The sequence below is a fragment of the Candidimonas nitroreducens genome (genome assembly GCF_002209565.1).
Classification (GTDB): Bacteria; Pseudomonadota; Gammaproteobacteria; order Burkholderiales; family Burkholderiaceae_B; genus Candidimonas; species Candidimonas nitroreducens.
Map to the genome: position 1 here is coordinate 41,323 of NZ_NJIH01000003.1, position 24,954 is coordinate 66,276.

At 67.2% G+C, this 24,954-nt stretch carries 18 protein-coding genes; 6 read left to right on the plus strand and 12 right to left on the minus strand.

Going from position 1 to position 24,954, the window contains the following annotated elements; genetic code table 11:
* The first annotated feature begins 107 nt into the window (after positions 1-107).
* Positions 108-743, plus strand: coding sequence for a thiol:disulfide interchange protein DsbA/DsbL (locus CEY11_RS03945; RefSeq protein ID WP_088602075.1), 636 nt, complete (start codon positions 108-110; stop codon positions 741-743).
* Between the two features lie 163 nt (positions 744-906).
* Here CEY11_RS03945 and CEY11_RS03950 read toward each other — a convergent pair whose 3' ends face one another.
* Together CEY11_RS03950 and CEY11_RS03955 are read right to left on the minus strand one after the other, a co-directional pair.
* A complete protein-coding gene (locus tag CEY11_RS03950) occupies positions 907-2,262 on the minus strand; it encodes a 2Fe-2S iron-sulfur cluster-binding protein (RefSeq protein ID WP_088602076.1) in 1,356 nt (451 codons plus the stop codon).
* Between the two features lie 140 nt (positions 2,263-2,402).
* Entirely contained in the window at positions 2,403-3,488 is a 1,086-nt protein-coding gene (locus tag CEY11_RS03955) for an aromatic ring-hydroxylating dioxygenase subunit alpha (protein WP_088602077.1), read from the minus strand.
* Positions 3,489-3,792: 304 nt separating this feature from the next.
* On the opposite strand from CEY11_RS03955, the gene CEY11_RS03960 reads away from it, so the two are divergent.
* A complete protein-coding gene (locus CEY11_RS03960; RefSeq protein ID WP_088602078.1) occupies positions 3,793-4,746 on the plus strand; it encodes a LysR substrate-binding domain-containing protein in 954 nt (317 codons plus the stop codon).
* Between the two features lie 167 nt (positions 4,747-4,913).
* Here CEY11_RS03960 and CEY11_RS03965 read toward each other — a convergent pair whose 3' ends face one another.
* From CEY11_RS03965 to CEY11_RS04000, 8 genes are all read right to left on the minus strand, one after another.
* The gene (locus CEY11_RS03965; protein ID WP_088602079.1) at positions 4,914-6,389 is read right to left on the minus strand and encodes an FAD-binding oxidoreductase; all 1,476 of its coding nucleotides are present in this window, start codon (positions 6,387-6,389) and stop codon (positions 4,914-4,916) included.
* Positions 6,390-7,604, minus strand: coding sequence for an amino acid aminotransferase (locus CEY11_RS03970; RefSeq protein WP_088602080.1), 1,215 nt, complete (start codon positions 7,602-7,604; stop codon positions 6,390-6,392). It lies immediately after the preceding gene.
* 212 nt (positions 7,605-7,816) lie between these two features.
* On the minus strand, positions 7,817-8,671 hold the full coding sequence (locus tag CEY11_RS03975; protein ID WP_088602081.1) for an amino acid ABC transporter ATP-binding protein: 855 nt from the start codon (positions 8,669-8,671) through the stop codon (positions 7,817-7,819).
* Positions 8,672-8,801: 130 nt separating this feature from the next.
* Positions 8,802-9,467, minus strand: coding sequence for an amino acid ABC transporter permease (locus CEY11_RS03980; RefSeq protein WP_088602082.1), 666 nt, complete (start codon positions 9,465-9,467; stop codon positions 8,802-8,804).
* Entirely contained in the window at positions 9,464-10,114 is a 651-nt protein-coding gene (locus tag CEY11_RS03985; RefSeq protein ID WP_088602083.1) for an amino acid ABC transporter permease, read from the minus strand. Before CEY11_RS03985 ends, CEY11_RS03980 begins: the two co-directional genes overlap by 4 nt.
* A gap of 103 nt (positions 10,115-10,217) precedes the next feature.
* Positions 10,218-11,036, minus strand: coding sequence for a transporter substrate-binding domain-containing protein (locus tag CEY11_RS03990; RefSeq protein WP_088602084.1), 819 nt, complete (start codon positions 11,034-11,036; stop codon positions 10,218-10,220).
* Between the two features lie 274 nt (positions 11,037-11,310).
* Positions 11,311-12,378 (minus strand): lactonase family protein, encoded by a 1,068-nt coding sequence (locus tag CEY11_RS03995; protein ID WP_088602085.1) that lies wholly within the window; start codon positions 12,376-12,378, stop codon positions 11,311-11,313.
* Positions 12,379-12,414: 36 nt separating this feature from the next.
* Positions 12,415-14,505 carry an acetate--CoA ligase family protein gene (locus CEY11_RS04000; protein ID WP_088602086.1) on the minus strand — a complete coding sequence of 697 codons (2,091 nt, stop codon included), beginning with the start codon at positions 14,503-14,505 and terminating at the stop codon, positions 12,415-12,417.
* Positions 14,506-14,879: 374 nt separating this feature from the next.
* Between CEY11_RS04000 and CEY11_RS04005 the strand changes: the two genes are divergently transcribed.
* The 4 genes from CEY11_RS04005 to CEY11_RS04020 all read left to right on the plus strand — a co-directional run bounded on the left by CEY11_RS04005 (position 14,880) and on the right by CEY11_RS04020 (position 19,874).
* Positions 14,880-15,680, plus strand: a complete 801-nt coding sequence (locus tag CEY11_RS04005; protein ID WP_088602087.1) for an IclR family transcriptional regulator — start codon at positions 14,880-14,882, stop codon at positions 15,678-15,680.
* 383 nt (positions 15,681-16,063) lie between these two features.
* Positions 16,064-17,431, plus strand: coding sequence for an MmgE/PrpD family protein (locus CEY11_RS04010; RefSeq protein ID WP_088602088.1), 1,368 nt, complete (start codon positions 16,064-16,066; stop codon positions 17,429-17,431).
* A gap of 3 nt (positions 17,432-17,434) precedes the next feature.
* On the plus strand, positions 17,435-18,835 hold the full coding sequence (locus CEY11_RS04015; protein ID WP_088602089.1) for an MmgE/PrpD family protein: 1,401 nt from the start codon (positions 17,435-17,437) through the stop codon (positions 18,833-18,835).
* Positions 18,836-18,905: 70 nt separating this feature from the next.
* Entirely contained in the window at positions 18,906-19,874 is a 969-nt protein-coding gene (locus CEY11_RS04020; RefSeq protein WP_158215178.1) for a tripartite tricarboxylate transporter substrate binding protein, read from the plus strand.
* 52 nt (positions 19,875-19,926) lie between these two features.
* Here the strand turns inward: CEY11_RS04020 and cphA are convergent, their stop codons facing one another.
* Positions 19,927-22,497: a cyanophycin synthetase gene (gene cphA, locus CEY11_RS04025; protein WP_088602091.1), complete on the minus strand. Its 2,571-nt coding sequence runs from the start codon at positions 22,495-22,497 to the stop codon at positions 19,927-19,929.
* Between the two features lie 86 nt (positions 22,498-22,583).
* Positions 22,584-24,788, minus strand: coding sequence for a cyanophycin synthetase (locus CEY11_RS04030; RefSeq protein ID WP_088602092.1), 2,205 nt, complete (start codon positions 24,786-24,788; stop codon positions 22,584-22,586).
* Positions 24,789-24,954 lie beyond the last annotated feature (166 nt).

The following is a 24,954-nucleotide window of genomic DNA, read 5'->3' on the forward strand; positions in this document are numbered from 1 at the left end:
ACGCGGCTCTACATACGCGGCCCGACCTGAACTTGCGCCGGCGTTTACTGTCTCAATTGCCACACCCATTTCCGGCTGCGGCCGGCTTTACCTACGGACTATAAATCATGTCGCTAAAAACCCTGTTCCTGCGTGCAATCGCAATCATCGCCCTGGGTTCGGGCGCCATGCTGGCACCCGCCAGCCAGGCTGCCGGCAGCAGCCCGCTGTACGTCACCCTGGATCAGGCGCAGCCTTCCGACACCCCGGGCAAGATCGAGGTGCTGGAATTTTTCGCCTACACCTGCCCGCATTGCAATGCCATAGAGCCGATGGTAGAGAAGTGGGTCAAGACGCTGCCCTCGAACGTGGTGTTCCATCCCGTGCCGGTGGCCTTCAATGCCAGCATGGCCGATCTGCAGAAGCTTTACTACACGCTGGCGGCCATGAATCGCCTGGATCTGCATGCAGCGGTCTTCAAGGCCATCCACGAGCAGCACAAAGCCATCTACGCCGAGCCGGCGATTGTCGACTGGGCGGCGGCGCAGGGCCTGGATCGCAACAAGTTCAAGTCCATCTTCGACTCTTTCGGCGTGCAGACCTCTGTCACGCGCGCCAATGAGCTGGCCAAGAACTACCAGATCGAGGGCACGCCCAGCATCTCGGTGGCCGGCAAGTACGTGACCTCGCCGTCGATGACGCAAAGCTACGAAGGCACCATTACGGAAGCCCAGAGGCTGGTCGAGATGGCCGAGAAGAAGTAGGCGCAAGGCCCCGAGCCTCGGCCGCTGCGGCGGCGCCTGGCTCGCCGGCCTGCCACTATAGACATACCGTCCTGTACGCGGCGGGCGCCTTAGCAGCCGTATTCGACCGTATCGATGCGGCAAGCGAAGCCGGGCGGGCGCCTGTGGGCCCGCCGGTGCTTGTTCAGCCCGCCAGGTCTACCGCTACCGGCCCCACGGGCCGCGAGCAGCACAGCAGCACCTTGCCCTCGGGCGGTGGATCCAGCGGCTCTTCGAAATATTCCACCGCACCGCTGACCAGCGTGGACATGCAGGTGCCGCACAGGCCGGCCCGGCAATTGAAGTCGGGACTCAATCCGGCGCGCTCGGCCAGGTCGAGCAGCGACGGGCAGCTATCGTCCCAGGGCACTTCCACCCCCGAAGGGCCGAAGCGCACCGACGGCCCAGCGGCCGGCTGCCCGGCGGCGGCTGGCTGCCCGGCCGCGGGCTCGCACGCCGGGCGATGACCCGCCGCCGAAGCGTCTATCGCCACGGCGCCGGCCGGCACGCCTGGTTCCGACACGCTGGAGCGCGCGGCGGCAAGGCCAGACGTCAAGCCGGATTCCCCTTCCTGCGACGGCCCCCCTGTTCTCTCCCCAGCCCAGGCCTCGGCAGCAACCGGGACAGCGGGAGCCCGCGGCGCCACGCCGTCCGCCGCCGGAGCGGCCGCGGTGGCCGCAACGCCCGCCTCCAGCACCGTGGCGGAGCCGAAAAACTCGTAGCGGATGCGGCCGGGCTCTATGCCCAGGCCGCGCAACAGGCGCCAGCCGGCCTGCATGAATGGCGGCGGCCCGCACAGGTAGACCTCGTAATCGTCCAGCGGCAGCAGCGACTGCAGCAACGCCTTGTCCACCAGCCCGCGGCTGTGGCAGCGCTCCTGCGCCAGGTCTTCGTCCGTGGCGCAGCGGTAGCGGAAATGCGCCGTCACGCCGGGCCGCACGCTTGCCAGCGCCCGGACTTCTTCGGCAAAGGCGTGCACCTCGCCGTTCTCGCAGGCATGCACGAAATACACCCGGCGCCCGCTACCGCGCACCAGGCGATACAGCATGGCCAGCATGGGAGTCAGGCCCACGCCGGCGCTGAGCAGCAGCACCGGCCGCTCGCTGTCTTCATCCAGCACAAAACCGCCCATGGGGCCGGCGGCCGCCAGCACGTCGCCCACCTGCACACGGTCGTGCATATAGGCCGAGCCCCGCCCCGGCGGCAGGTCGGGCCGGCCCGGCGGCGCCGGTTCACGCTTGACCGATATGCGCAGCAGGCCGCGTTCGGCGGGGTCGCCCGATACGCTGTAATGGCGCAGCATATTGCCGCCCGCCTCGTCTTTCAGGCGGAACACCAGGTGCTGGCCCGGCCGGTAATCGGGCGGCGGCGCACCATCGGCGGGCGCCAGCACCAGCGATGTGATGATCCGGCTTTCCTCGTGGCGCGCCACGACCTTGTACAGGCGAAAACCGCGATTGTCCGTCCCGGCGTTCGCGGCCCGATCCGCAACCTCAGGCATGTCAGGCTCCGCAGTGCGGCAGGCAGGCGGGCGAACCCGCGCCCGGCGCAGCCCCTGCGGGCCGGGTCATGCCCAGGGAGCCCGAACGGCAGGCCAGCCGCCAGGCAAACGAGGAACGCGGCAAGCGCAAGGCCATCGCCTCAAGCCTCCTGCAGGGCCGCCGTGGCCCGGGCGGCAGGCACGGCGGCGGGTGCCGCCCCGGCCGGCGCGCCGGCCTGCTCGGCCTCGATCAGCTGCTGCAGCTTGCGGCGAAAACGCAAGGGGCCGGAATCCAGCGGCAGATCCAGCTTGGAAGGGCTTTTTTTCATGCCGGCGTGCACGGCGGTCAGCACCGCGCGATCTTCTTCGAAGGCGTGGCGCACGTCTTCCGAAAATTGGCGCGACACTTCTTCGTCGTCCGGGCTGAAGTTGCGCATCTGGAACCAGTAATAGCGCGTGGTTTCTTCGTCGACCGGGGTCATGAAGTTGTACGAGTCCATGAGGAATACGTCTTCATGGAAGGGCTCGGCGTCGGCGGCCGTACCGGCCGGCGTGAAGATCGCCTTGATCAGCGCATGCGAGGGGAAGTGCACCTCGTAGTGCTGCTTGCGGTCGCAGTTGCCATGGAATTTCACGAACTTGGCGTAGAACGGCGCCACCTCGACGTCGCGCATCCAGCGCGACACCACCACGCCATTTTCCCTGACCTCGGTCTTCAGGGGCTCGCCCACGATCGCGGCATTGCCGAACGAGGTCTGGTGCACCCAGGACACATGCGACGGATCGAGCAGATTGTCGGTGACGTACAGATAATTGCAAGACACCGTCATCGCATCGCCCCGGTTCACGCCCCAGGCCGGGTCGCCCCAGTGCTCGACTTCCATAATGCGCGACTCATCGGCCAGCGCCGGGTCGCCCATCCAGACCCACACCAGGCCGTAGCGCTCGACGGCCGGATAGCTGCGCACCACCGCGGCCTTGGGAATGTGCGACACGCCGGGGGCGCGCACGCACTGCCCGGAACAATCGAAGGTCAGGCCGTGGTAGCCGCACTCGATCGTGTCGCCCTGCAGGCGCCCCATGGACAGCGGCAGCTTGCGGTGCGGACAGGAGTCTTCCAACGCGGCCACGCCGCCGTCCTGGCGGCGGTACAGCACCAGGTCTTCGCCGAGCATCTTGGCGGCGTGCAGGCCGCCGTCCACTTCATGCTGCAGGGCCGCGACATACCAGGCGTTCTTGAGGAACATGAGGATCTCCCGACGCCCGCCCCCGCACTAACTGTCTTTTTCCGGCCTCCGCGGCCAGCGGACAGGGACAGGCAAATTGAACAAATCGGCAATCAGCGCAGGACGGGGCCGCATGTTCCGCGCCAGTGCAGCGCGCAGCATGCGGCACGCCACACCGGCGCGGCGGTGCCGGTACCCCCGCACGCCCGTGCCCGCGCAGCCGTATGCCCGGAAACGGCGGAACTGCCGCCGCATACCTACACAGCATAATGATAGCTCTGGCAATTCTGCGATAATCAATGTAATTGTTTAGGAAAACTATATCGTGGACGCCCTGCCCCCCTTGCGGGCCCTGCAGATCTTCGACACCCTGGGCCGCAGCCGCAGCCTGGCGGAAGCCGCGCAGCGGCTGCAGATCACCCCCGGCGCCATCAGCCAGCAGATCCGCCTGCTCGAGCAGGCGCTGGACGCGAGCCTGACCTTCAAAGACGGCAAGCGCCTACGCCTTACCGAGGCCGGCCTGCGCTTTCACGAATCCTGCGCACGCGCCTTCGAGCAGCTGCGCGAGGCGCAGGCCGAGCTGCAACGCTCGAAGAACCAGCACAATCTGTCGCTCAGCGCCCTGCCTTCGCTGCTGACGGCCTGGCTCGCCCCCCTGGTATTCGCATGGCAGGATAGCCACTACCCCGATCTGACCATACAGTTTCACGGCAGCCATTCCGAGCCGGCCGGCGAACTGGAAGACATCGACTTTCGCATCACCTATGGCGACAATGCCACGCCCGGCCCGAACGCGCTGGCGCTGTATACGGACAGCGTGGTGCCGGTGTGCAGCCCGGCGCTGATCGCGCCCGCCCAGGGCCTGCGCCACCCGCGCGAGCTGCTGCGCTACCCGCTGCTGGCCACCGACTGGCGGCCCAAGTTCACCTCGCCGCCGTCATGGCGCGACTGGTTCGCCGCATACTTGCAGCAAGCCGGCGACGCCGCGCCCGAGCCAGTCAGCCACCGCATCTTCACGCTGTCGCACATGGCGATCGAGGCGGCGGTCGAGAGCCAGGGCCTTGCGCTGGCGCAATGCTCGATGATAGGCCGCGAAGTGGCGGACGGACGGCTCGTCATCCCGTTCCGCCTGGCCCTGCCGCTGCCCTGGCCCTACGTGCTGACATGGAAGCCCAGCGCCTTCGACAGGCCGCATTGCCGCGCCTTCCACCGCTGGCTGGCGGCGCGCGGCAGGCAGCAGGAAGAGCTGAACCGGCAGATGCTGGCCGGCGCGAACTGACTCATACAGGCTAGCCTCGGAACGGCAGGCGCGCAGGAACCAAGGCGCGAGGCCGATGAGCCCGGACGCGCCGCAGTCCCTGCGTACTGCGACGCGCCCGGCGAATCGGGGCATCAGGCAGGCAGCAAGGAGAACAGCGAACGGGCAAGCGCGGCGGCTGTTGCCATTCAGGCGTCGATCACCCGATGCCGGTTCAGCCCCGAATCGCCGTCCAGCGCGCGCTTGACCTGTTGCATCAGCGCGCGTTCAGCCGCGCCGCGGCTGTGCTTCAGGAACGGCTTCTTGATGCGCCCTATGCCATGCTCGGCCGAGATGCTGCCGCCGACGCGCTCTACCTCGCGATAGACCAGCTCTTCCACCGCCAACAGGTTTTCGGGTGCGTGTGGCCCGGTGGACAGGTGCAGATTGCCGTCGCCCAGATGGCCGAACAGCAGGTTCCGGGCATTGGGCTCCAGACGCGCCAGGCCGGCGCAGGCCACCTCGATGAAGGCATCCATTTTCTGCAGCGGGATGCCGATGTCGAAAGCCACATACGGCTGCATGGTGCGCAGGATCTCGCCGATGGCATCGCGGAACTTCCACAGCATGGCGGCCTGCTCCTGGCTGTGGGGAATGATGGCGTCCAGCACTTCGCCGCTTTCCAGCAGCTCGCCCAGGAACCCTTCCAGCGCCGCGGCCGCCTCGGGCGTATCGCGGCCCTCAGTCTCGAGCAGCACGCAGATCGGATAGCGCGATTCGAAGGGCGGCGTCTTCTGCAGCACCTGGCCGGCCGCCGCCAGATAGTTGCGCCACATCACCTCGAACGACGACAGCTCGGGCAGCCGCGCGCGCGCCAGCTGCAGCAGGCGCGCCACCTGATCCAGGCCGGAGACCGCGGCCAGCGCGCTGTAGCGCCGCTCGGGCCTGGGAAACAGCCGCAACACCACTCGGGTGATCACCCCCAGCGTGCCCTCCGTGCCGATGAACAAGTGCTTCAAGTCCAGGCCGGTGTTGTTCTTCAGCCCCTTGTTCAGCATCGTCATGAGCGTGCCGTCGGCCAGCACCACTTCCAGGCCCAGCACCAGCTCGCGCGTGGTGCCGTAGCGCAGCACCCGGTTGCCGCCGGCATTGGTGGCGACATTGCCGCCGATCTGGCAGGAGCCGCGCGCGCCCAGATCCAGCGGGAAATACCAGCCCCGGGCCTCGACCAGCGCGCACAGGTTTTCCAGGATCATGCCGGCCTGCACGGTGATGGTGCCGCCGACGGTGTCGAATTCCTCGACCCGGTCGAGCCGTTCCAGCGCCAGCACCACGTCGCCTTCGTCGGGCACCGCGCCGCCGGCCAGGCCGCTGCGGCCGCCCTGTATCGTCAGCCTGCGGCCTTCTTGGTGACAGGCGCGCACGATCTGCACCACCTGCTCGACGCTGTCGGGACGCAGCACCATGGCGGGCAGGCCCGCGGCGGCCAGGCCGCTGGCGTCCTGCAGATAGGCCTGAATGTCTGCGGGCTTGCGCAGACAAGACACTGTCTGCGCTAAGGACTCGAGAGTACAGGGAGCATCCGGAATCGAGCCGCCCGGCGGCTGCGCGGGCAAGAGCGCATCGGGCTCGGCCCGCGAGTTCGCGGCTTGCCCGGCCACAGGATGCTGCCGCTCAATGGCCATTCACGACTCCGCGCCCGGCCGCCCGCGCAACACGGCGGCCATGGCTTCAGTGAAATAATCGATGTTGCGCGTGTTCAGGCCCGGCACGCTGATGCGGCCCGAATCGATGATGTAGACGCCGTGCTCGGCGCGCAAGGCATGCAGCTGCGCGGCGCTCAGGCCAGTGTAGCTGAACATGCCCTGCTGTTCGGTCAGGTAGCCGGCATCGTAGCCCGGCAGCCGCGCCTCGAGCTGCTCGCGGGCCTGGCGCCGCACCGCGGCGATGCGCGCGCGCATCTCGGCCACCTCGTCTTCCCACAAGGCGCGCAGTTCCGGATCGCTCATCACCAGGGCCGTAACTTGCCCCCCGTGCATCGGAGGATTCGAATAAATGCGGCGCACGATGGCCTTGAGCTGGCCCTGCACCCGCTCGGCTTCGTCGGCACTGCCGCAGACTACCGACAGGCCGCCGCAGCGCTCGGCATAGAACGACAAATTCTTGGAAAAAGAATTCGCGGCAAGAAACGTCAGGCCGGCATCGGCCATGGCGCGCACCGGCCCGGCGTCCTCGTCCAGGCCGCGGCCGAAGCCCTGGTATGCCATGTCCATGAAAGGGATCAGCTCGCCCGCCGCCAGCACCGGTATCAGTGCCTGCCACTGCTCGCGCGACAGATCCGCGCCCGTAGGGTTGTGGCAGCAGGGGTGCAGCAGCACGAAGCTGTGGCGCGGCAGCGCCCGCAAGTCTTCCAGCATGCGCTCGAAACGCAGCGACTGCCCCTGCGAGTCGTAATAGGCATAGGTATGAGTGGCGATGCCCGCCCCCTGGAAGATGGCGTGGTGATTGTCCCAGCCGGGGTCGCTGATCCAGATATGGCTGTCGGGATAGGCCGCGTGCAGGAAATCCGCGCCGACCTTCAGCGCGCCCGTGCCGCCCACGCTTTGTATGGTCGCGACGCGGCCGGCACGCACCGCCTCGCTGCCGGCGCCGAACACCAGCTCTTGAACCGCACTGCGATAGGCGGGCAGCCCTTCTATCGGCAGATAGGGCCGCGGCCGCAGCTCGCCGCCAAGCCGCGCCTCGGCCTGCTGCACCGAGCGCAGCAAGGGAATGCGGCCCGCGTCGTCGTAGTACAGCCCGACCGTCAGGTTCACCTTGCGCTCGCGCGGATCCTGGTGGAATTCATCGCCCAGGCGGAAGATCGGATCGCCGGCGTATTTTTCTAGATGCTCGAACATCGGAAGAAATCCTTTGTGCTTCGTATTCGTAATTCAGGGTTATCGGGGCACCGCCGCGGATGCGCAATCGGATCGGCGGTTCGCGCCCGGCGCATGAGCCATGAGCCACCATGAGCCACCACGAGCCGCCGCAATTCGCCTCATGCCGTTTCCAAATCAATCGTGACTGCGCAAGCGAAGCTGGCAAAGCACATGGTTATTTTGAAATGGAATCACGCCGCGGCGCTGCCCGGCACGGCCTGGGGCCGAGTCCAGAACGCGTTGCGATCCAGGTAATTCTGCAGGAACTGGCGCAGCCGCGGCTGCGCCGGGTTGCGGAAGATCTCGTCGGGCGGGCCGCTGACGGCGATCTCGCCCTTATCCAGGAAAACCACGCGATCGGCCACCTGCGCGGCAAAGCCCATTTCGTGCGTCACCACCACCATGGTCATCCCTTCGCGCGCCAGCTCTTTCATGACCTGCAGCACCTCGCCCACCAGCTCCGGGTCGAGCGCCGAGGTCGGTTCGTCGAACAACATGATGTGCGGCTCCATGGCCAGCGCCCGCGCGATCGCGACGCGCTGCTGCTGGCCGCCGGACAGGCGCGCCGGATAAGCATCGGCCTTGTCAGCCAGGCCTACTTTCTCGAGCATGTGCATGGCCCGCTCGCGCGCCCTGGCGCGCGGCATTTTCTTCACCCGCAGCAGCGCCTCGGCGACATTGCCCGCCGCGGTCATGTGCGGCCACAGATTGAACTGCTGGAACACCATACCGACATGACGGCGCACGCGATTGATCTCGGACAAGGGCGCCCGGGCGCGCGCACCGTCCTTCTCGATATAGCCCAGCAGCTCGCCTTCGATCAGCACGTCTCCGCCGTCGTATTCTTCCAGGAACGCCAGCGAGCGCAGCAGCGTGCTCTTGCCCGAACCCGAAGGGCCGATGATGCAGGTCACTTCGGACTTGCACACCCCCAGCGATATATTGTTCAGCACCCGGGTCTGGCCGTAGTACTTGCTGATGCCGCGCGCCTCGACCAGATAGTCTCTGCCGTCCTGCCGCGCGGCGGCCTTGGCATTCAAATTCATCGAACTCTCCGAGAAACCCCGGCACTCATGCGGGAGAAGACAGGAACCCAGGCCTCGGGCAGCAGCCCTGCCGCCATGCGCCATCGCGGGCCGACGGGCCGCCTCGCCGGCCATGTATCGTGCCTGGCCATCAGCGCACCATGTAGCGGCTCATGCGCACTTCGGCCCAGCGGCCCAGGCGCTCGGTCACGCCGATAAGCAGCAAATAGCATATGCACAGAACCAGGGTCGTTTCGACATAGGAAAACTGCTCGGTACCGATCTGCGTCAACACCGCGGTCAGCTCGGGCACGGTCACCACCGACAGCACCGCGGTTTCTTTGCTGAGGATGATGACCAGGTTCACCAGCGCCGGCGTGATGATCACCAGCATCTGCGGCAGCTGCACCCGCCACACGGTGGTCAGCCGCGAAAAACCCAGGCACTGCGCGGCCTCTATATGCCCACGCGGCACCGACATGAAGCCCGAGCGGAAAGACTCGGCGAAATAGGCGCTGCCATAGATGGCCAGCGACACCACGCCGGCCGCGATCGGCGACAGCTCCAGCCCCACGCTGGGGCCGCCGTAATACAGGATGAACAGCTGGATCAGGAACGGCGTGGTGCGCAGCACTTCTATATATACGCGCAACACCGCGCGCAGCCAGCGTCCGCCGAACAGCTGCAGCACGGCGATGACGAAACCCAGCGCCATGCCCAGCGCCACCGCACCCGCCCAGGTAACCATTGTCACCAGGAAGCCACTGACGATGTTCGGCCAGTATTGGCTGAGTATGCCCAGGTGCAGCGCCATCATGACCTCCCGTAGCGGCGCTCGGCGGCGTGGCCGGCCATCGCCAGCACGCCGTTGATGACCATGTACACCAGCCCGGCGGCGATGTAGGTCTGCAGCGGCAGGAAGGTGCTGGCCGCGATGTTCTGCGCGGTGCGCGTGATCTCGGCCACGCCCACGATGGAGATCAGCGACGAGGCCTTGACCAGCATGATCATCTCGTTGATGAGCGAGGGCATGGTGAGCTTGAGCGCCTGCGGGATCTCGATGCGCAGCAGCGTGTCCAGGCGCCCGAAGCCCAGCAGCTGCGTGGCTTCGAGCTGGCCTTTGGGGATACCCATGAAGCCGCCGCGCAGTATCTCGCCCAGATAAGCGCCCTCGCACAGCGAAATAGCCAGTATAGATGCCGTGATGGGCGGAACGTTGATGCCCACGAACGGCAGGAAATAATAGGCCATCATCAGCTGCACGATAAGCGGCACGCCGCGGAATATGAATACATAGACCGCGCCCAGCCGCTGCAGCAGGGGGCTGGGCGACAGGCGCGCCGTGGCGATGCCCACCGCCAGCACATAGCCCACCACCAGCCCCAGCACGGACACCAGCAGCGTCATTTGCGCCGCCTTCACGAGCAGCGGCAGGGCGTCGGCGATGGCATTCAGATCGAACATGTGTATCGGAAAAACAGACCCCGCCCGGACGCGGCGGGGTCGAGGATCAAGAATCGAGATTCAAGCATCGAGCCCCGAAGGCCGAGGCCCCGTGGGCCGGCGCTCAAACATTGGGCACGAACGAGCTGGTAGGCACTTCCATTTCCACGCCGAACCATTTCTTCTGCAGCGCGGCCAGGCGGCCGTCCTTGTGCATGGCCAATATGACATTGTTCACCGCCTGGATCAGCGAATCGCTGTCCGCACCCTTCATGCCCATGTATGCGAAATACACCTTCTTACCGAAGGCCGGCTTGACCACCGCGAACATGTTCGGGCGCTGCTTGGCCACATAGGCGATATTGGTCAGCGAATTGCCCACCGCCACGATGCGCCCGGCCGCCAGGTCGGCATAGGCCTGGTTGTTGTCGATGTACTCGCGAATCGTCGGCTTCGGGTTGAGCGTGCTGGCATAGTCCTTGAGCTGCGCCGAACCCTTGCCCCCGCCCACCACCTTGCCGGCAATGTCCGCGGGCTTCTGCAGCGACTTGTCGCTGGCGCGCTTGAGCAGCGCCACGGTGCCGTCGGCAATCGGCAGCGTGAAATGGTAGCGCTCCATGCGCGCCTTGGTGACATTCAGCGGGCCGGCCACCATATCGAACTTCTTGGCGTCCAGCCCGGGCAGCACACTCGGCCAAGGCAGGTCGATGAAGCGCACCTTCACGCCCAGCCCCTTGCCTACTTCGGCGAAGAATTCTTTGTTGAAACCTTCCTGCTTGCCGTCCTTCAGGAAATCGAACGGCGCGAACTGCATTTCCGTGCCCATCACCAGCACGCCGGCCTTCTTGATGCGCGCCAGCTGATCCTCGGCATGGGCGGACACCGAGGCCGCCACGAAACACGCCGCGGCCAGGCAGGCCTTCAGGGTGTATGAAAATCGCATTTTCCTGTACTCCTCACTCTGGATCGAAAGACTGTTTTGTATCACACAGCCGTCTGCGCGGCTGCGGGCCCAGCAGCGCCACAGCACCGATTGTTGGCCTGACAAAAAGTATATACATACTCTTTATGACGTCAACCATTATCGGGCCGGCCTGCGGCGGCGCGAAGGGTGAGTTAGGGTAAATACGCAGAATGTGGCGGCGCACTTGTCCGCGCGAAGGCCCGCGCGTCGACGACGCGGCGGAATAGCGGGCCCGAGCCTGGAAGCGCCGGCCTTACCGTGCAAGCTGCCCGGGCGCCGGAACGATCTCGATCCAGCTCGGCCGCCGGCCCACGGCATGGCGCTGCACCAGGGTCAATGCGCCGGTGCCGGGGTCGATGACAAACACGGCGAGCCGATTGCTGTTCTGCCCCGCGCACAACAGGAACCGGCCGGCCGGGTCAATGGCAAAGCCGCGCGGATAGTCCTCGGCCTCGAAGGCACCGGCGCTCGACATCATGCCGGTCGCGGGGTCGATGCGAAAGGCCGTGATCGTATCGGTCTTGCGAACACAGGCATAGATGAACGCGCCGCCCGGCGCGAGGTGGATGTCGGCCCCCATCGCGCGGCCGGAAAAGCCCGCGGGCATGAGCGATTCGTACTGCAGCTCGGTCAGCGCACCGCAGGCCCGATCGACACGATATGCAGCCAATGAGCCGGCGGACTCGTTGACGCAGTACAGCGTGTCCAGCGTAGGATGGAAGACCAGGTGGCGCGGGCCGGATTCCGGCCGCACGGCAGTGGCCGCCACCGCCTGAAGCCGCCCCGATGCCGCGTCCAGGCGATAAACGAGTATGGCCTCGCCGTCGACCGATGTGGCATAGACGAAGCCGCCAAAGGGCGCCTCGATGACGCAGTGCGCTTTCGGCGGCGTGGGCAGAATCTGCAGGCACGGCATGGACAGGCGCCCGTCCGCCTGGATGCGGTTGACCGCCAGCAGCGCGTTGTCATAGGACGCGCCCAGCAGGTACCGGCCGTCGCGCGTGACCGAAAGGTAGGCCATGGGCGCGGGCATGGCGCAGGACTCGAGCAGCCTCAGCCTGCCCGAGGCCGGCTCGACGGCGAATGCGGACAGCGGAAACGGGTCGGTACGAACCTGGGCGTACAGCACCTTGCCGTCGCGGCTCCAGGCCAGCGGAATATTGCCGCGCGTGGGGGCGCCCGAGCCCGGCACCGCGACCACTTCGACAGGCTCGAGACCGCCGGTTTGCGAGTCGAGCCAGAATGCGTGGATCTCCCGGCTCTCGGACGAGGAAACGTGCACGAGGAAGGAGGCCGGGCGGCCGATACTGGCGTTATTCATATTCCCACCATCCGCTTGCAAGAAAAAGATATCCGGCTATGCGTCTGCGAGCACCACGACGCCGTCCGCCGCCCGCACCCCCTGCCCGGCCGGCAGCACGAACAGCGGGTTGATCTCGGCTTCCACCAGGCGTTCGCCGAGCTGCGCCGCCATCTGCGAGAACGCCACGATAGCGCGGGCCAGCGCATCCAGGTCGGCCTTGGGGCGCCCGCGAAAGCCGTCGAGCAGCGGCCAGGTCTTCAGCTCGCGCACCATCCCGACCGCAACGTCATGGCTCAGGCCCGCGCCGGGCGACAGCAGGCGCATGGTGGTGTCCTTGAAGAGTTCGGCGGCGACACCGCCCATGCCCAGCAGGACAGCCGTACCCAAGGGGTCGCGATGCATGCCCAGAATCAACTCTGTGCCGCCGCACACCATCTCCTGCACCAGAAAGCGTTGCGGCGCGATGCCGGTCTTGCTTTGCACCTCGGCCTTCATTGCCGTCAGGCGCGCGCCGACCTGCCCGGACTCGAGATTGACGGCAACCCCGCCCGCGTCGCTCTTGTGGGTGATCTGTCCCGAAAGGATCTTGAGCGCGACACGGCCGCCGAAAGCGCGTGCCGCCCGCTCGGCCTCGGCCGGCGTCGCCACCACGGATTCGCTCGCGCAAGGCACGCCGAAGCGCGCGAACAACTGCTTGGCCTGGGCTTCGTCCAGCGAACCCGCCGGCAGGCCAGCGATGTCCACGGGCGCGGCGGGGGCAGAGTTCGCCGGTGCCTGCCAGCGCGCGCTGTGCAGCATGCCGGCCAGCGCAACGGTGCAGCTCTCGGCGGCCGAGAAAGCCGGAACGCCGCGCTGTGTCAGCGAGGCAACGAGTTCCGGTGCATGAGGGCTGACGTAGGCGATCACCGGCTTGTCGCTTTCGGGCAGGCACTCCAGAATTGCGCCGGCCATGAGTTCCGGCATGGCAAGGCTGGAGGAGCCGACGATGATGGTAAGCGCGTCGTAATTGGGGCTGGCAAGCAGCGCGCGTATGGCGCCGCGCAACAGGTCGGGCCGCAGGCCGGCAAGAGTCACGTCGATCGGATTGCGATCCAGCGCGGCATGGTCGCCGGTCTGCAGGGCGCGCAGCCGCGCGGCGGTGTCGGCGTCGGGCGCAGGGGTCTCGAAGCCCGAGACCCCCAGGCTGTCGGACACCAGCGTGCCGGCCCCGCCGGTCGAGGTCAGGATCGCAACCCGCTTGCCGCGCAGCCTGCGGCCGGTGGCCAGCGCGGCGGGGATGTCGAGCAGCTCGTCCAGGGTTTGGGCGCGGATCACGCCGACTTGCTTGAACAGTGCGTCGTACATGCGGTCGGCGCCGGCCAGTGCGCCGGTGTGCGAAACAGCCGCCCTTGCGCCAGCCTCGGAGCGGCCGATCTTGAACGCCACCACGGGCTTGCCGGCGCTTGCGGCTTTCAAGGCCGCCACACGGAACTTCTCTGGATTGCGCACGCTTTCGATGTAGAGCGCGATGACACTGGTAGCCTCGTCGCCCACCAGGTAGTCGACATAATCGGCCAGATCGAGGTCGGCCTCGTTGCCGGTCGAGATCAGTTTCGACAAACCGATGCCACGCGGCGCTGTGCGCGACAATAGGGAACCGAGGATGCCGCCGCTTTGCGACACCACGCCGATAGAGCCGGCCAGGAACTGCCCCATCTCGAGCGCGCCGCTTGCGGAAAGCACGATGTGATCGGTCAGGTTGACCACGCCTATGGTGTTGGGGCCGAGAATGCGCATATCGCCCGCAGCCTCCATGAGCCGGGCCTGTCTCTGTGCGCCCACTGCGCCGATCTCACTGTAGCCGCTGGCCAGCACGATCGCCGCCGCGGTGCCGAGCTGCGCGAGTTCCTGCACGGCCAAGTGGGCGCGCTCGGCGCCCAGCAGCACGATGCCGACATCCGGCACCGAGGGCAGCGAAGAAACGTCCGGGTAGCAGGGCAAGCCCTCGATACTGGCCACGCGCGGGTTGACCGGATAGATAGCCCCGGTGTATCCATGTTTGCGCAGATAGGCGACCGGGCGTCCGGCAGTCTTGCTGGAATCGGCGGAGGCACCGACGACCGCCACGCTGCGTGGCTTGATCAGGCGGGAAATGGCATTCATCATGCTTGCCACGCCCCGCCGGCACGCACGGCATCCAGGCCGGCGCGGCCTTGCCCCGGTGCCCGGCCACGCGTACCACGCAGGCAACTGCCTGGGGCCTCGCATTGTTCCGGGCCGCCCCGCTGTCGTGTCGCGCAGCCGCCGGCAGCGCTCAGTTCGATAAGATCCGTAGTCATGTCATGCATCTTCTTGCTTCTTGAATTGGCTCGATCGTTGCCAGTACCCCCGGCAGTCTTGCGTCGACGCGCTTTCGGGCACCTGAACATCAGGTAAGCAGTGTAGGTTCCGGGGTCTCGATACGCATCCCCCGAATTCCAAAGACTGGAAATGAAGATAAACTGTGCCGTGCTCCCCACATCGCCCTCGAGGCGCGCGCCATGTCCACCACACCGTCACAGACGCCACGTCGGCCACATCACAAGAATCCCGTACTGAACCGTTCTTTGGTGCGCGGCGTAGAGATTCTGCGCGCGTTCCAGCCGGGCGTGGATCTGCTCGGCAACGGAGAAATCGCCGAGCGCACACGGCTTTCGCGCCCCACCGTCAGCCGCCTGACCCAGACGCTGGTTGAATGCGGGCTCTTGGAGTACGAGCGCAGCCAGCGCGCCTATCGGCTGGCCGCGCCGGTGCTCAGCCTTGCGCATGCGATGCGCACGGGCTCGCCCGTGCTGGGCGCCGTGGCTCCGCTGATGCGGGCCCTGGCCGAAAAAATGCGCATCAACGTCGGGTTGGCAACTGCGGATCGCGACGAAATGGTCTATCTGGAATCGTTCCGCTACAACCGCAAGGTGGCGCTGCGTAATGTGGTGGCCGGGCAGCGGGTGCCGATGGAACTCACCTCGCTGGGCAGGGCTCATCTCGCGGTGGTGGACGACGCGCAGCGCAGCGCGCTGCTCGCGCAGTTCCGCCTGCGGCACCGCGCCGACTGGCAGCGCCTTCGCGAAGAGATAGACACCGCCAAACGCAATGTCCACGCGAAAGGCTACTGCGCGGCTTCCTGGCAGCCCGAAGTCGTCGCCATCGCCGCGCCGCTGGTGCTGCCTGGGCGGCCCATCTATGTTCTGAACGTCAGCGTCAGAACCACGGCCGGGATTCCGGCCACCGAGAAACAGCTAAGCGGCTTGTTGCTCACACTGAGCAAGCAGGCGAAGACGGCGCTGCTGTCCACCAACGAGTAAGACGCCGGCGGCGCCGGCCCAGCACCGGGCCCGCCGCTCGGAACGCCGTCCGGAACGGCGTCCGCAACGAGATTCCAGCGTGCCGCAGCGTGCCGGCCCCGCCGTTACCGAAAGGCCGGGCATCGAGCCCGCTCGCATCCCCTTCACACGCTCTCCATTCCGCGCCAAAGCGAGTGCTGGCGCGCCATCCACGGCCGAAACGAGCGCCGCCTGACGAGCCGGAATTTCCAGTGCATGGAAATCGCTGGTTGACGGTAGGCCGGCCCGGCTCCATTCTTCGAGGCGGGCAAGGATGACCGCCACGACACGGCCACAGCCGACGACGGACGGCCCCTCATCCATGCATAACGATACATACACCGCAGGAACTCAAGAGGACATCCATGGATCACGCACTCGAGCAGATCACCGACTTCGTCGCCAGCGTGCGGCCCAAGGACATCCCCGACCCGGTGGTCGAGCACGTAACGGGCATCCTGGTGGACTCCATCGCCTGCGCGATGGCGGCGCGCGAGTGCCCCGGCGCTCTCGCCGCGGCGGCCATCCCCGACCTTCCCCGCGGCGCGGGCGGCACGGTCATCGGCAGCTCCGCCGTCGCCACATTGGGCATGGCGGCGTTCTGGAACACCTCGATGATCCGCTACCTCGATTACAACGACACCTTTACCGGCGGCCACCCCAGCGACATTCTCGGCGCGCTCATCGCGGTGGCCGGCTCACGCCGGCTGCCCGGGCGCACCTTGCTGAGCGGCATCGCGGTCGCCTACGAGGTGTTCCACCGCATCTCGCTGCGGCACAGATCCTACCGCAAAGACCACGGGGCGCTGGTCGACTATCTTTCGATCGACCAGGGTTTCGCCGTCGCGATCGCGACGGCGGCCGGCATTGCGCACACGCTCGGCTACGACCGCAACCAGACCCGCACGGCGGTATCCCTGGCTGCCACCAACGGGCTGCCGCTGCGGGCCAGCCGCGCCGGCGAACTTTCGCACTTCAAGGGCGTGGCGACCGCGGTAAGCACCCGGCAGGCCGTCTTTGCCTGCCAGCTCGCCGAGCACGGCCTGACCGGCCCTTCGGATCCTTTCGAAGGCAGGCATGGATTCATCGAAGTCATGGAGGGCCAGGCCGGCCCGATGAACCTCGAGCCATTCGGCGAGTGGGCCGTGCTGCGCTCGGGCCTGAAGTATTTCCCGGCGACGGCCAACTGCCAGATCGGCATATGGGCCGCCCTGCAGCTAAGAGCAGAGCTCGATCCCGCGCAGATTCGCGAGGTGGTGCTGCACACCTCGCGCTTCCTGCGGCACGAGTCCGGCAGCGAACCGGCCAAATGGGCGCCCACGACCCGCGAGACCGCCGACCACAGCCTTCCCTACGTGGTCGCGGTCGCGCTGCTGAACGGAGAAGTCACGCTGGCCGCGTATACCGACGAGATGCTGTCCAGCCCCGAGGTACGTGCACTGATGCAGAAGATCACGGTCGTGGTCGACGAAAAAATAGAAGCCGAATGGCCGGGCACGATCCAGATCCGCGCGGCAGTGACGCTGGCCGACGGCACCCGCCGGGAGGTGCATGCCCGCGACCCCAAAGGAACCTACCGCAACCCGATGAATCGCGAAGACATCAGGGTCAAGTTCCGGCACCTGGTCGGCCCGGCCCTGGGGCAGGACACGGACAGCGTCTTCGATCTTGCCTGGGCCATCGCCGACAGCAAGGACTGCACCCAGGTATTCGAGAAACTGATAACCGGCTAAGCGATGCCCTACGACCACAACCTACCCATTACACGCGGCTTCGCGGAATACATCGCCGCAGCCGACTTCAAGGCGCTGCCGTCCGAGGCCGTCGAAGCCGCCAAGGTCGCGATACTCGACGGGCTGGGCTGCCTGGCAGCCGGAAGCCGCGAGCCGGCGCCCAGCATCGCCCGCGCCGCACTGGGCGGCGAACCATCCGGATCCTGCACGGTAATCGGCACCGCTGTCCCGGGCAGTCCCGCTACGGCGGCCCTGCTGAACGGGATAGCGCTGCACGCGCTGGACTTCGAAGTCCAGGGCATGCCGCCGGCCCACGGAACCTCGTCGATACTGCCGGGCGTATTGGCTCTCTCCGAACGCTACGCCGTCGCCCCCGAGCGGGCCGTCCTGGCATTCATCATCGGCTGGCAGATCCAGCAGCGCGTGCGCACGGCGGCGCGCGACAGCGCCTTCCGCGGCTTCCACCCGCCGGGCGTCGTCGGCCCCCTCGGCGCAGTGGCCGCATGCTCGGTGATCCTGGGCCTGTCGGCCGAACAGGTGGCGGGCGCGATCGGCCTGGCGGCTTCGCGCACCGGCGGCCTGTTCGCCAACAACGGCAGCATGGCCAAGCCGACCCACCCCGGCAACAGTGCACGCTCGGGGGTCGAGTCGGCCCTGCTGGCCGCCGGCGGCATGTCCGGAAACAAGCAGATCCTCGAAATGCCCGGCGGCCACTTCGAAACCTTCTTCGACGAACGCTTCCGCCCCGCCGAGGTTCTGGGCGGACTGGAAAACTACGCGATCGTCGAGCCAGGGTTCACGATCAAGCGCTACCCGGCCGAGATCTACATGCAGTGGGTCATCGAGGCCTGCCAACAGCTGCGCCTGGCCCCCGAATTCGACCTGGACGCCGTAGCCGAAGTCGTCGTCGAGCCCCCCGTATTCCGGACTACGCTGTCGCGGCCCCGCCCGGTCTCGGGCCTGGACGGCAAGTTCAGCTACGAATACGCCGCGGCGGTCGGCCTCAGCCAGAACGAGGTGATTATTGCGACTTTCGACGACGCGACCGCATTCAGCGCCCCCGTTCAGCGCCTGCTGCCGCGAGTGCGGCTGGTGCACAACCGCGACATCCCGCAGACGCTCGACGCGATGTGGGCGCGGGTGACCGTGAAACTCGCGGACGGCACCGAGCTGGTCGAGCGCTGCGAGCGCTTTCCCGGCTGCCCCGAGCGGCCGATGAATCGCCAGCAGCGCCATCGCAAGGTCGTCGACTGCCTGACGACCGGCGGTCTGGCGGCCGAAGAGGCGCATCGCCTGATTGCTCTGGTGGAGCGTCTCGAGACCCTGCCGTCGTGGGATCCGATTCTGGAGCTGCTCGCCCACCTCGCCCCTCCCGCGCCACGCTCTCCTGTCGCCGGCGCATGAAATGCACCCGCTCAGCGCTGACGCAAATCACCAGCCGCAAGACAGACGGATTTCAACCTCGGAGACACTCATGAAACTATTTTGCTCCCTTATTCTCGCCCTGGGCTGCCTTGCCAGCGGTGGCACCGCCGCCGCACAGGGCTACCCGGACAAGCCGATACGCATGATCATTCCCGCGGCACCTGGCGGCGGGGTGGATTCGGCGGGCCGCATCCTCGCCATGCGCTTGTCCGACACCCTGGGCGTGCCGGTGGTGGCCGAGAACATGGCCGGCGCCGGAACCATGCTGGCATCGGAAGCGCTGGCCCGCTCGCAGCCGGACGGCTACACCATCCTCATGGCAACCAGCAGCCACATCGTCAATGCGGCCGTGCGCAAGATCCGGCGCTACGATGCGATCCGCGATTTCGCCGCCGTGTCCCTGGTCGGCTCCACCCCCGACCTGCTGGTGGTGAACTCGCAGTCCAGCATCAAGTCGGTGGCCGACCTGATTGCCGCCGCCAAGAAGGCGCCCGGCAAGATCACCTTCGGCTCATCGGGCCTGGGCTCGCTCTCCCAGCTGGAACCCGAACTGCTCAAGGACGCGGCCGGCATCGACATGCTGGGCGTGCCCTACCGGGGCGGCGTACCAGCCGTCATGGCATTGATAGGAAATCAGGTAAACACCTTGTTCCTGGGAGTGGTGGCGCTCGCGCCCCAGATCGCGGCCAACAAGCTGCGGCCGATCGCCGTTACCAGCAAGACCCGCCTGGCCCGGTTCCCGAACGTGCCCACCATGGCCGAGTCGGGCTTCCCCGACTGGGACACGGGCACCTGGTATGGCGTGCTGGTGCCGGCCAAGACGCCGCCGGCCATCGTCGCGCTGCTCAACAAGCAGATCAACGACGCGCTCAAGCAGCCCGAAGTCCGCAACAAGCTGTCAGCCGCGGGCATCGAGCCGCAGGCGACGACCGCCGAGCAATTTTCCTCGCTCATGAAGTCGGATCTCGCGCACTGGCAGAAGGTGGTGAAGAAGCTGCCGCAGTTGAAGATCAATTAGATCGATTGGCAATCTCGGCAGGCAGCCCGTCCTGCCCCGGCCGTAGCGGCTCTCACGCGGCCGCTATACGCCGTTCGATATGTTCCAGCGCCTCTTCGACCTGGTCGATCAGCACCAGGCACAGCTCGCCTTCCCGCAGGCGATCCAGCGCCGCGTCTATGGCCAGGAACTCGCCGTGGATCTCGCTGACCTCGGTGGTGCGGCGGGCCTGCTGCAGGCCCTGGCGCAGCAAGGCCAGCACCTCGCCGTCGGCGCGGCCGCGCTGGCACATGTCCTGGTACAGCACCACCTGGTCGAAGGCGTCGCCTAGAATCTCGGTCTGGCGCCGGATGTCGATGTCGCGGCGATCGCCGGCGCCGCTGATCACTACGCTGCGCCGCGTGGCGGGCATGGTCTCCACGGCCTGCACCAATGCGGAGATCGCGTCGGGGTTGTGGCCGTAGTCGGCGACGATGGTGGCGCCGCGATAAGAAAACACATTGAAGCGGCCCGGCGCGGTGGCGGCATCGTTGACGAAGGAAGCCAGGCCAAGACGGATATCGGTTTCAGACAAGCCCACGGCCCAGGCCGCCGCGGCGGCCGCCATGGCATTGTCGACCTGGAAGCCGATGGTGCCGTTGCGCGTCAGCGGAATGCCGGCCAGGGCGAAACGCCATTCGGCCGCGCCTTCGGCCAGCACGACATGGCCGTCGGCAACGTAGGCGACACGCCGGCCCTGGGCGCGGTGCGCGGCCAGTATCGGGTGCTGCCGGTCGCGGGCGAAGAAAGTGATGGCGCCCGGGCAGTTCTCGGCCATGGCCGCCACGATGGAGTCGGCGGCATTGAGCACCGCCATGCCATCGGGCGCGACGTTCTCGACGATGACGCGCTTGACGATGGCCAGGTCTTCGACAGTGCTGATGAAGTTCAGCCCGAGGTGATCGCCGGTGCCGACGTTGGTCACCACCGCGACGTCGCAGCGGTCGAAGCCCAGGCCCTCGCGCAATATGCCGCCGCGCGCCGTCTCCAGCACCGCGGCGTCGACGTCCGGATGCATGAGCACGTTGCGCGCGCTGCGCGGGCCGCTGCAGTCGCCGCTGTCGATGCGCTCGCCGCCTATGTAGACGCCGTCGGAATTGGTCATGCCGACCCGCAGGCCGGTGCCCGCCAGCAGGTGCGCGGCCAGGCGCACGGTGGTGGTCTTGCCGTTGGTGCCGGCCACCGCGACCAGCGGGATGCGGCCATTTTCGCCGGGGCTGTACATGCTGTCGATGATGGCCTCGCCCACGTCGCGGCCCTTGCCGAACGAAGGGCTCAGGTGCATGCGCAGGCCCGGAGCCGCGTTGACCTCGACGATGCAGGCCTGCTGCCGGCTCAGCGGCTCGTAGACGTTCTGCCCCACCAGGTCGATGCCGCAGACGTCCAGGCCGACCATCTGCGCGGCGGCCACGGCGTTGGCCGCCACGTCAGGATGCACGTGGTCGGTGACGTCGGTGGCGGTGCCGCCGGTGCTGAGGTTGGCATTGTTGCGCAACACCACCAGCGCGCCCTTTTCAGGCACCGAGTCGGGGGTATAGCCCTGGGCGGCCAGGGTGTTCAGGGCGATGCCGTCCAGGCGTATGCGCGTCAGCGACGTGCCGTGGCCGTCGCCGCGCAGCGGGTCGGCGTTGACCGCAACGACCAGTTCGCCGATGCGGCGCACACCGTCGCCCACTACCTGGGGCGGGTCGCGGCGCGCCGCCGCAACCAGGCGGTCGCCCACCACCAGCAGGCGGAAATCGCGCCCGGGGCAATAGCGCTCCACGATCACGCCCGAACCGCGCGTCGCGGCCACTTCATAGGCGGCCCTGATCTGCTCGAGGCCCTGGATGTTGACGGCCACGCCCTTGCCTTGGTTGCCGTCGCGCGGCTTGACCACCACCGGGCCGCCCAGTTCGGCCGCGGCCTCGCAGGCGGCCTCGGCATCGTCGACGCAGCGTCCTTGCGGAACCGGCACGCCGGCGGCGGCCAGCAGCGATTTGGTCAGTTCCTTGTCCTGGGCGATGGCCTCGGCGATGGCGCTGCTGTTGTCGGTCTCGGCGGCCTGGATGCGCCGCTGCCGGCTGCCCCAGCCGAACTGCACCAGGCTGCCCTCGGTCAGGCGGCGATAGGGAATGTTGCGCTTGAGCGCCGCCTGCACGATGGAGCCGGTGCTGGGCCCCAGGCGCAGATCCTCATTCAGCTCCGACAGCCGCGCCAGGGCGCCGGCCAGGTCGAAAGGCCGGTCGTGCATCGCGGCCGCGCACAATTCCTGCGCCAGGTCGAAGGCCAGGCGACCGACTTCTTCTTCGCTGTATTCGACCACTACCTGGTAGACGCCGGGCTCGACGGTCGGCGAGCTGCGGCTGAACGCCACGGGGCAGCCGGCATGCGTCTGCAGGCGCAGCGCCGCGTAGGCCAGGGCCTGCGCCATGGAATCGGCGTGAGCCAGGGCGGCGGGTTCCAGCACGTCGACATCGGGCAGGCGCGCCCGCAGCCGCACCGCGAAGGCATCCATCTGGGCCGAGCTCAACTCAGCCCCCGAACAGGACACTATGGCTTCGATGACGGTCTGCCGGCACCACAGATTGGGGCCGCGCAGCGCCCGGACTCGCGATACTTCCATCAGATGGCTCTCATATCAGGTATCAGGCCCGACGGGCCGCCCCCTTGGGAGATAGCGTACGCAGAGCGCACGGGGGCTGTTTCATATCAGGCCCGCGCCTCGGCCAGCGCCGGTGTCGCGGCGATGGGCTCGGCGCCTTGCGCGCCGTAAGTTTCGATCCCCGCGCACATCAATTCCGGCGATACACCCAGCGACCAGGCCGCCCCCGTGGCGGCCAGAATCTCATACAAGCGCGCGGCCGACTCGGCCTCGGGCACCGCGCCTGCCGCCGCCAGAGGCGCCAGCTCGGTCACTTCCGCACCCTGGGCCAGCACGATATGGCCATCGCGCAGCGACACGGCCCGACCGCCGGCAACCAGATGCGCGGCCACGGCCGGCGCCGCCAGGCTCATGCCGAAGAACACCACGGTGCCGTCGCACAACGGCGCCATTTCGCATACCAGCGGGTCGTCGGCATTCAGCACCGCCACGCCGTCGGGCAGCACCACGTCGACCTGGGTGCGCAGCACGTTCGTCAGCTGCTCGGGCGTTTCTATGTAGTATTGCGGCAGCAGCGCGCCGGCATCCAGGTTCGTAACCACGCCAACCGCACAGCGGTCGTAGGCCAGGCCTTCGGTGACGATGGCGCGCAGGCTGTTTTCTATTACCGCGGCCTGCACCGCGCGGTTCAGCAGTATGCGCTGGCCCGACTGCCAGTTGGCGCAATCGCCGGTTTCCACATAGCGGCGGCCCAGCATCAGCCCGGCGCTGCTGGCCGCGCCGACATAGCGGCCCGCCAGCTGCAGCATGTGCGCCACGCGCAGCGCCACCGCGGTCTTGCCGCGGCTGCCGCTGACCCCGACCACGGGAATGCGGCCGCTGTCGCCGGGCGGAAACAGATGATCGACAATGGCCTGGCCGACCGGCTGCGGCGTGCCGCCGGCCGGCTTCAGGTGCATGAGCAGCCCGGGGCCGGCATTGACCTCCACCACGGCGCCGCGCTGTTCGGCGAGCGGCGCCGAGATGTCGCGCGCCACCAGGTCGACCCCGGCGATGTCCAGCCCGACCACCTTGGCCGCCAGCGCCACCGTGCGGGCGATGCTGGGATGCACTGCGGCGGTGACGTCGATCGACACATTGCCGTTGCGCTGGATCAGCACGGTTTTGCCGGCGGGCGGCACCGAGTCCCCTTCCAGACCCTGGCGCGCCAGTTCGAGCCGCGCGGCCGAATCCAGGCGGATGGGGTTCAGCGGCGATTCTTCGTCGCGGCCGCGGCGCGGATCGGAATTGATCTGGCTCTCGACCAGTTCGCGCACCGTGCTCGCGCCGTCTCCCACCACCGCGGCGATGTCGCCGCGGGCGGCGGCGACCATACGCCCGCCCACCACCAGCAGGCGGTGCTCGTCGCCCTCGACGAAGCGCTCGACCATGACGCCGCTGCCCTCGTCCACGGCGATGCCGTAGGCGGTTTCCACTTCCGTTTGCGTGAGCAGGTTGGTGAACACGCCGCGGCCGTGATTGCCGTCGCAGGGCTTGACCACCACCGGCAGGCCGATGGACTGCGCCGCGTCCCAGGCGTCTTCGGCGCTGTCGACCAGACGGCCCTCGGGCACCGGCACGCCGCAGTCTTCCAGCAGGCGCTTGGTCAGATCCTTGTCGCGCGATACGCCTTCGGCGATGGCGCTGGTACGGTTGGTCTCGGCCGTCCAGATGCGGCGCTGGTTGGCGCCATAGCCCAGTTGCACCAGATTGGCGTCGTTCAGGCGTATGGCCGGAATATCACGGTCGTCGGCGGCATCGACGATGCAGGCGGTGCTCGGCCCCAGGCTGAGACGCTCGGCCAGCTCGCGCAGCCGCTCCACGGCGGCCGGCACGTCGTAGGGCTGGTCTTCAATGGCGGCCATGACCAGGTCGCGCGCAGTGTGCAGCGCGGCACGCGTCAGCGGCTCGTGCCAGGCGCGCACGATGACCTTGTACACACCGCGCACCGAGGTTTCGCGGGCGCGGCCCAGGCCGCCGGGCATGCCGGCCAGGCTCTGCAGCTCGAGCGTCACGTGCTCCAGGATGTGGCCGGGCCAGGTGCCTTCGCGCAAACGCAGCAGGAAGCCGCCGCGCTCGCCGACACTGCAGCGATGCTCCACCAGCGTGGGCAGCCACTGGCTGAGCCGCTCGTAGAGCCCCGGAATGGTATTGGAAGGATAGTCTTCGAGTTCGCCTATATCGACCCAGGCTTCGATGACCGGGCGATACGCCCAAACGTTCGGCCCACGCAAATACAGCATGGAGACGAACTCAATGTTTTTCTTTTTCATCTTGGACGATGGAAGGCAGCGGCGGGCGCACGCAATGAAACGGCCGAAATTGTAGTGATTTACAAGCGTAAAAGGAAATCGCCCGCCGGTGTAGCCCGGCAGTTGCGTAGCTTACTAAAAGATATGAAAATTGTGCGCCATAACGCGAAAAAACCACACTCTTGGC

Coding starts and splice junctions, on each gene's coding strand:
- CEY11_RS04005 (WP_088602087.1), top strand. CDS start 14,880: ATGTCCACCACACCGTCACAGACGCCACGTCGGCCACATCACAAGAAT.
- CEY11_RS04020 (WP_158215178.1), top strand. CDS start 18,906: ATGAAACTATTTTGCTCCCTTATTCTCGCCCTGGGCTGCCTTGCCAGC.
- CEY11_RS03955 (WP_088602077.1), bottom strand. CDS start 3,488: ATGTTCCTCAAGAACGCCTGGTATGTCGCGGCCCTGCAGCATGAAGTG.
- CEY11_RS03975 (WP_088602081.1), bottom strand. CDS start 8,671: ATGAATTTGAATGCCAAGGCCGCCGCGCGGCAGGACGGCAGAGACTAT.
- CEY11_RS03945 (WP_088602075.1), top strand. CDS start 108: ATGTCGCTAAAAACCCTGTTCCTGCGTGCAATCGCAATCATCGCCCTG.
- CEY11_RS04000 (WP_088602086.1), bottom strand. CDS start 14,505: ATGATGAATGCCATTTCCCGCCTGATCAAGCCACGCAGCGTGGCGGTC.
- CEY11_RS04030 (WP_088602092.1), bottom strand. CDS start 24,788: ATGAAAAAGAAAAACATTGAGTTCGTCTCCATGCTGTATTTGCGTGGG.
- CEY11_RS03990 (WP_088602084.1), bottom strand. CDS start 11,036: ATGCGATTTTCATACACCCTGAAGGCCTGCCTGGCCGCGGCGTGTTTC.
- cphA (WP_088602091.1), bottom strand. CDS start 22,497: ATGGAAGTATCGCGAGTCCGGGCGCTGCGCGGCCCCAATCTGTGGTGC.
- CEY11_RS03985 (WP_088602083.1), bottom strand. CDS start 10,114: ATGTTCGATCTGAATGCCATCGCCGACGCCCTGCCGCTGCTCGTGAAG.
- CEY11_RS04010 (WP_088602088.1), top strand. CDS start 16,064: ATGGATCACGCACTCGAGCAGATCACCGACTTCGTCGCCAGCGTGCGG.
- CEY11_RS03950 (WP_088602076.1), bottom strand. CDS start 2,262: ATGCCTGAGGTTGCGGATCGGGCCGCGAACGCCGGGACGGACAATCGC.
- CEY11_RS03970 (WP_088602080.1), bottom strand. CDS start 7,604: ATGTTCGAGCATCTAGAAAAATACGCCGGCGATCCGATCTTCCGCCTG.
- CEY11_RS03995 (WP_088602085.1), bottom strand. CDS start 12,378: ATGAATAACGCCAGTATCGGCCGCCCGGCCTCCTTCCTCGTGCACGTT.
- CEY11_RS03980 (WP_088602082.1), bottom strand. CDS start 9,467: ATGATGGCGCTGCACCTGGGCATACTCAGCCAATACTGGCCGAACATC.
- CEY11_RS04015 (WP_088602089.1), top strand. CDS start 17,435: ATGCCCTACGACCACAACCTACCCATTACACGCGGCTTCGCGGAATAC.
- CEY11_RS03965 (WP_088602079.1), bottom strand. CDS start 6,389: ATGGCCATTGAGCGGCAGCATCCTGTGGCCGGGCAAGCCGCGAACTCG.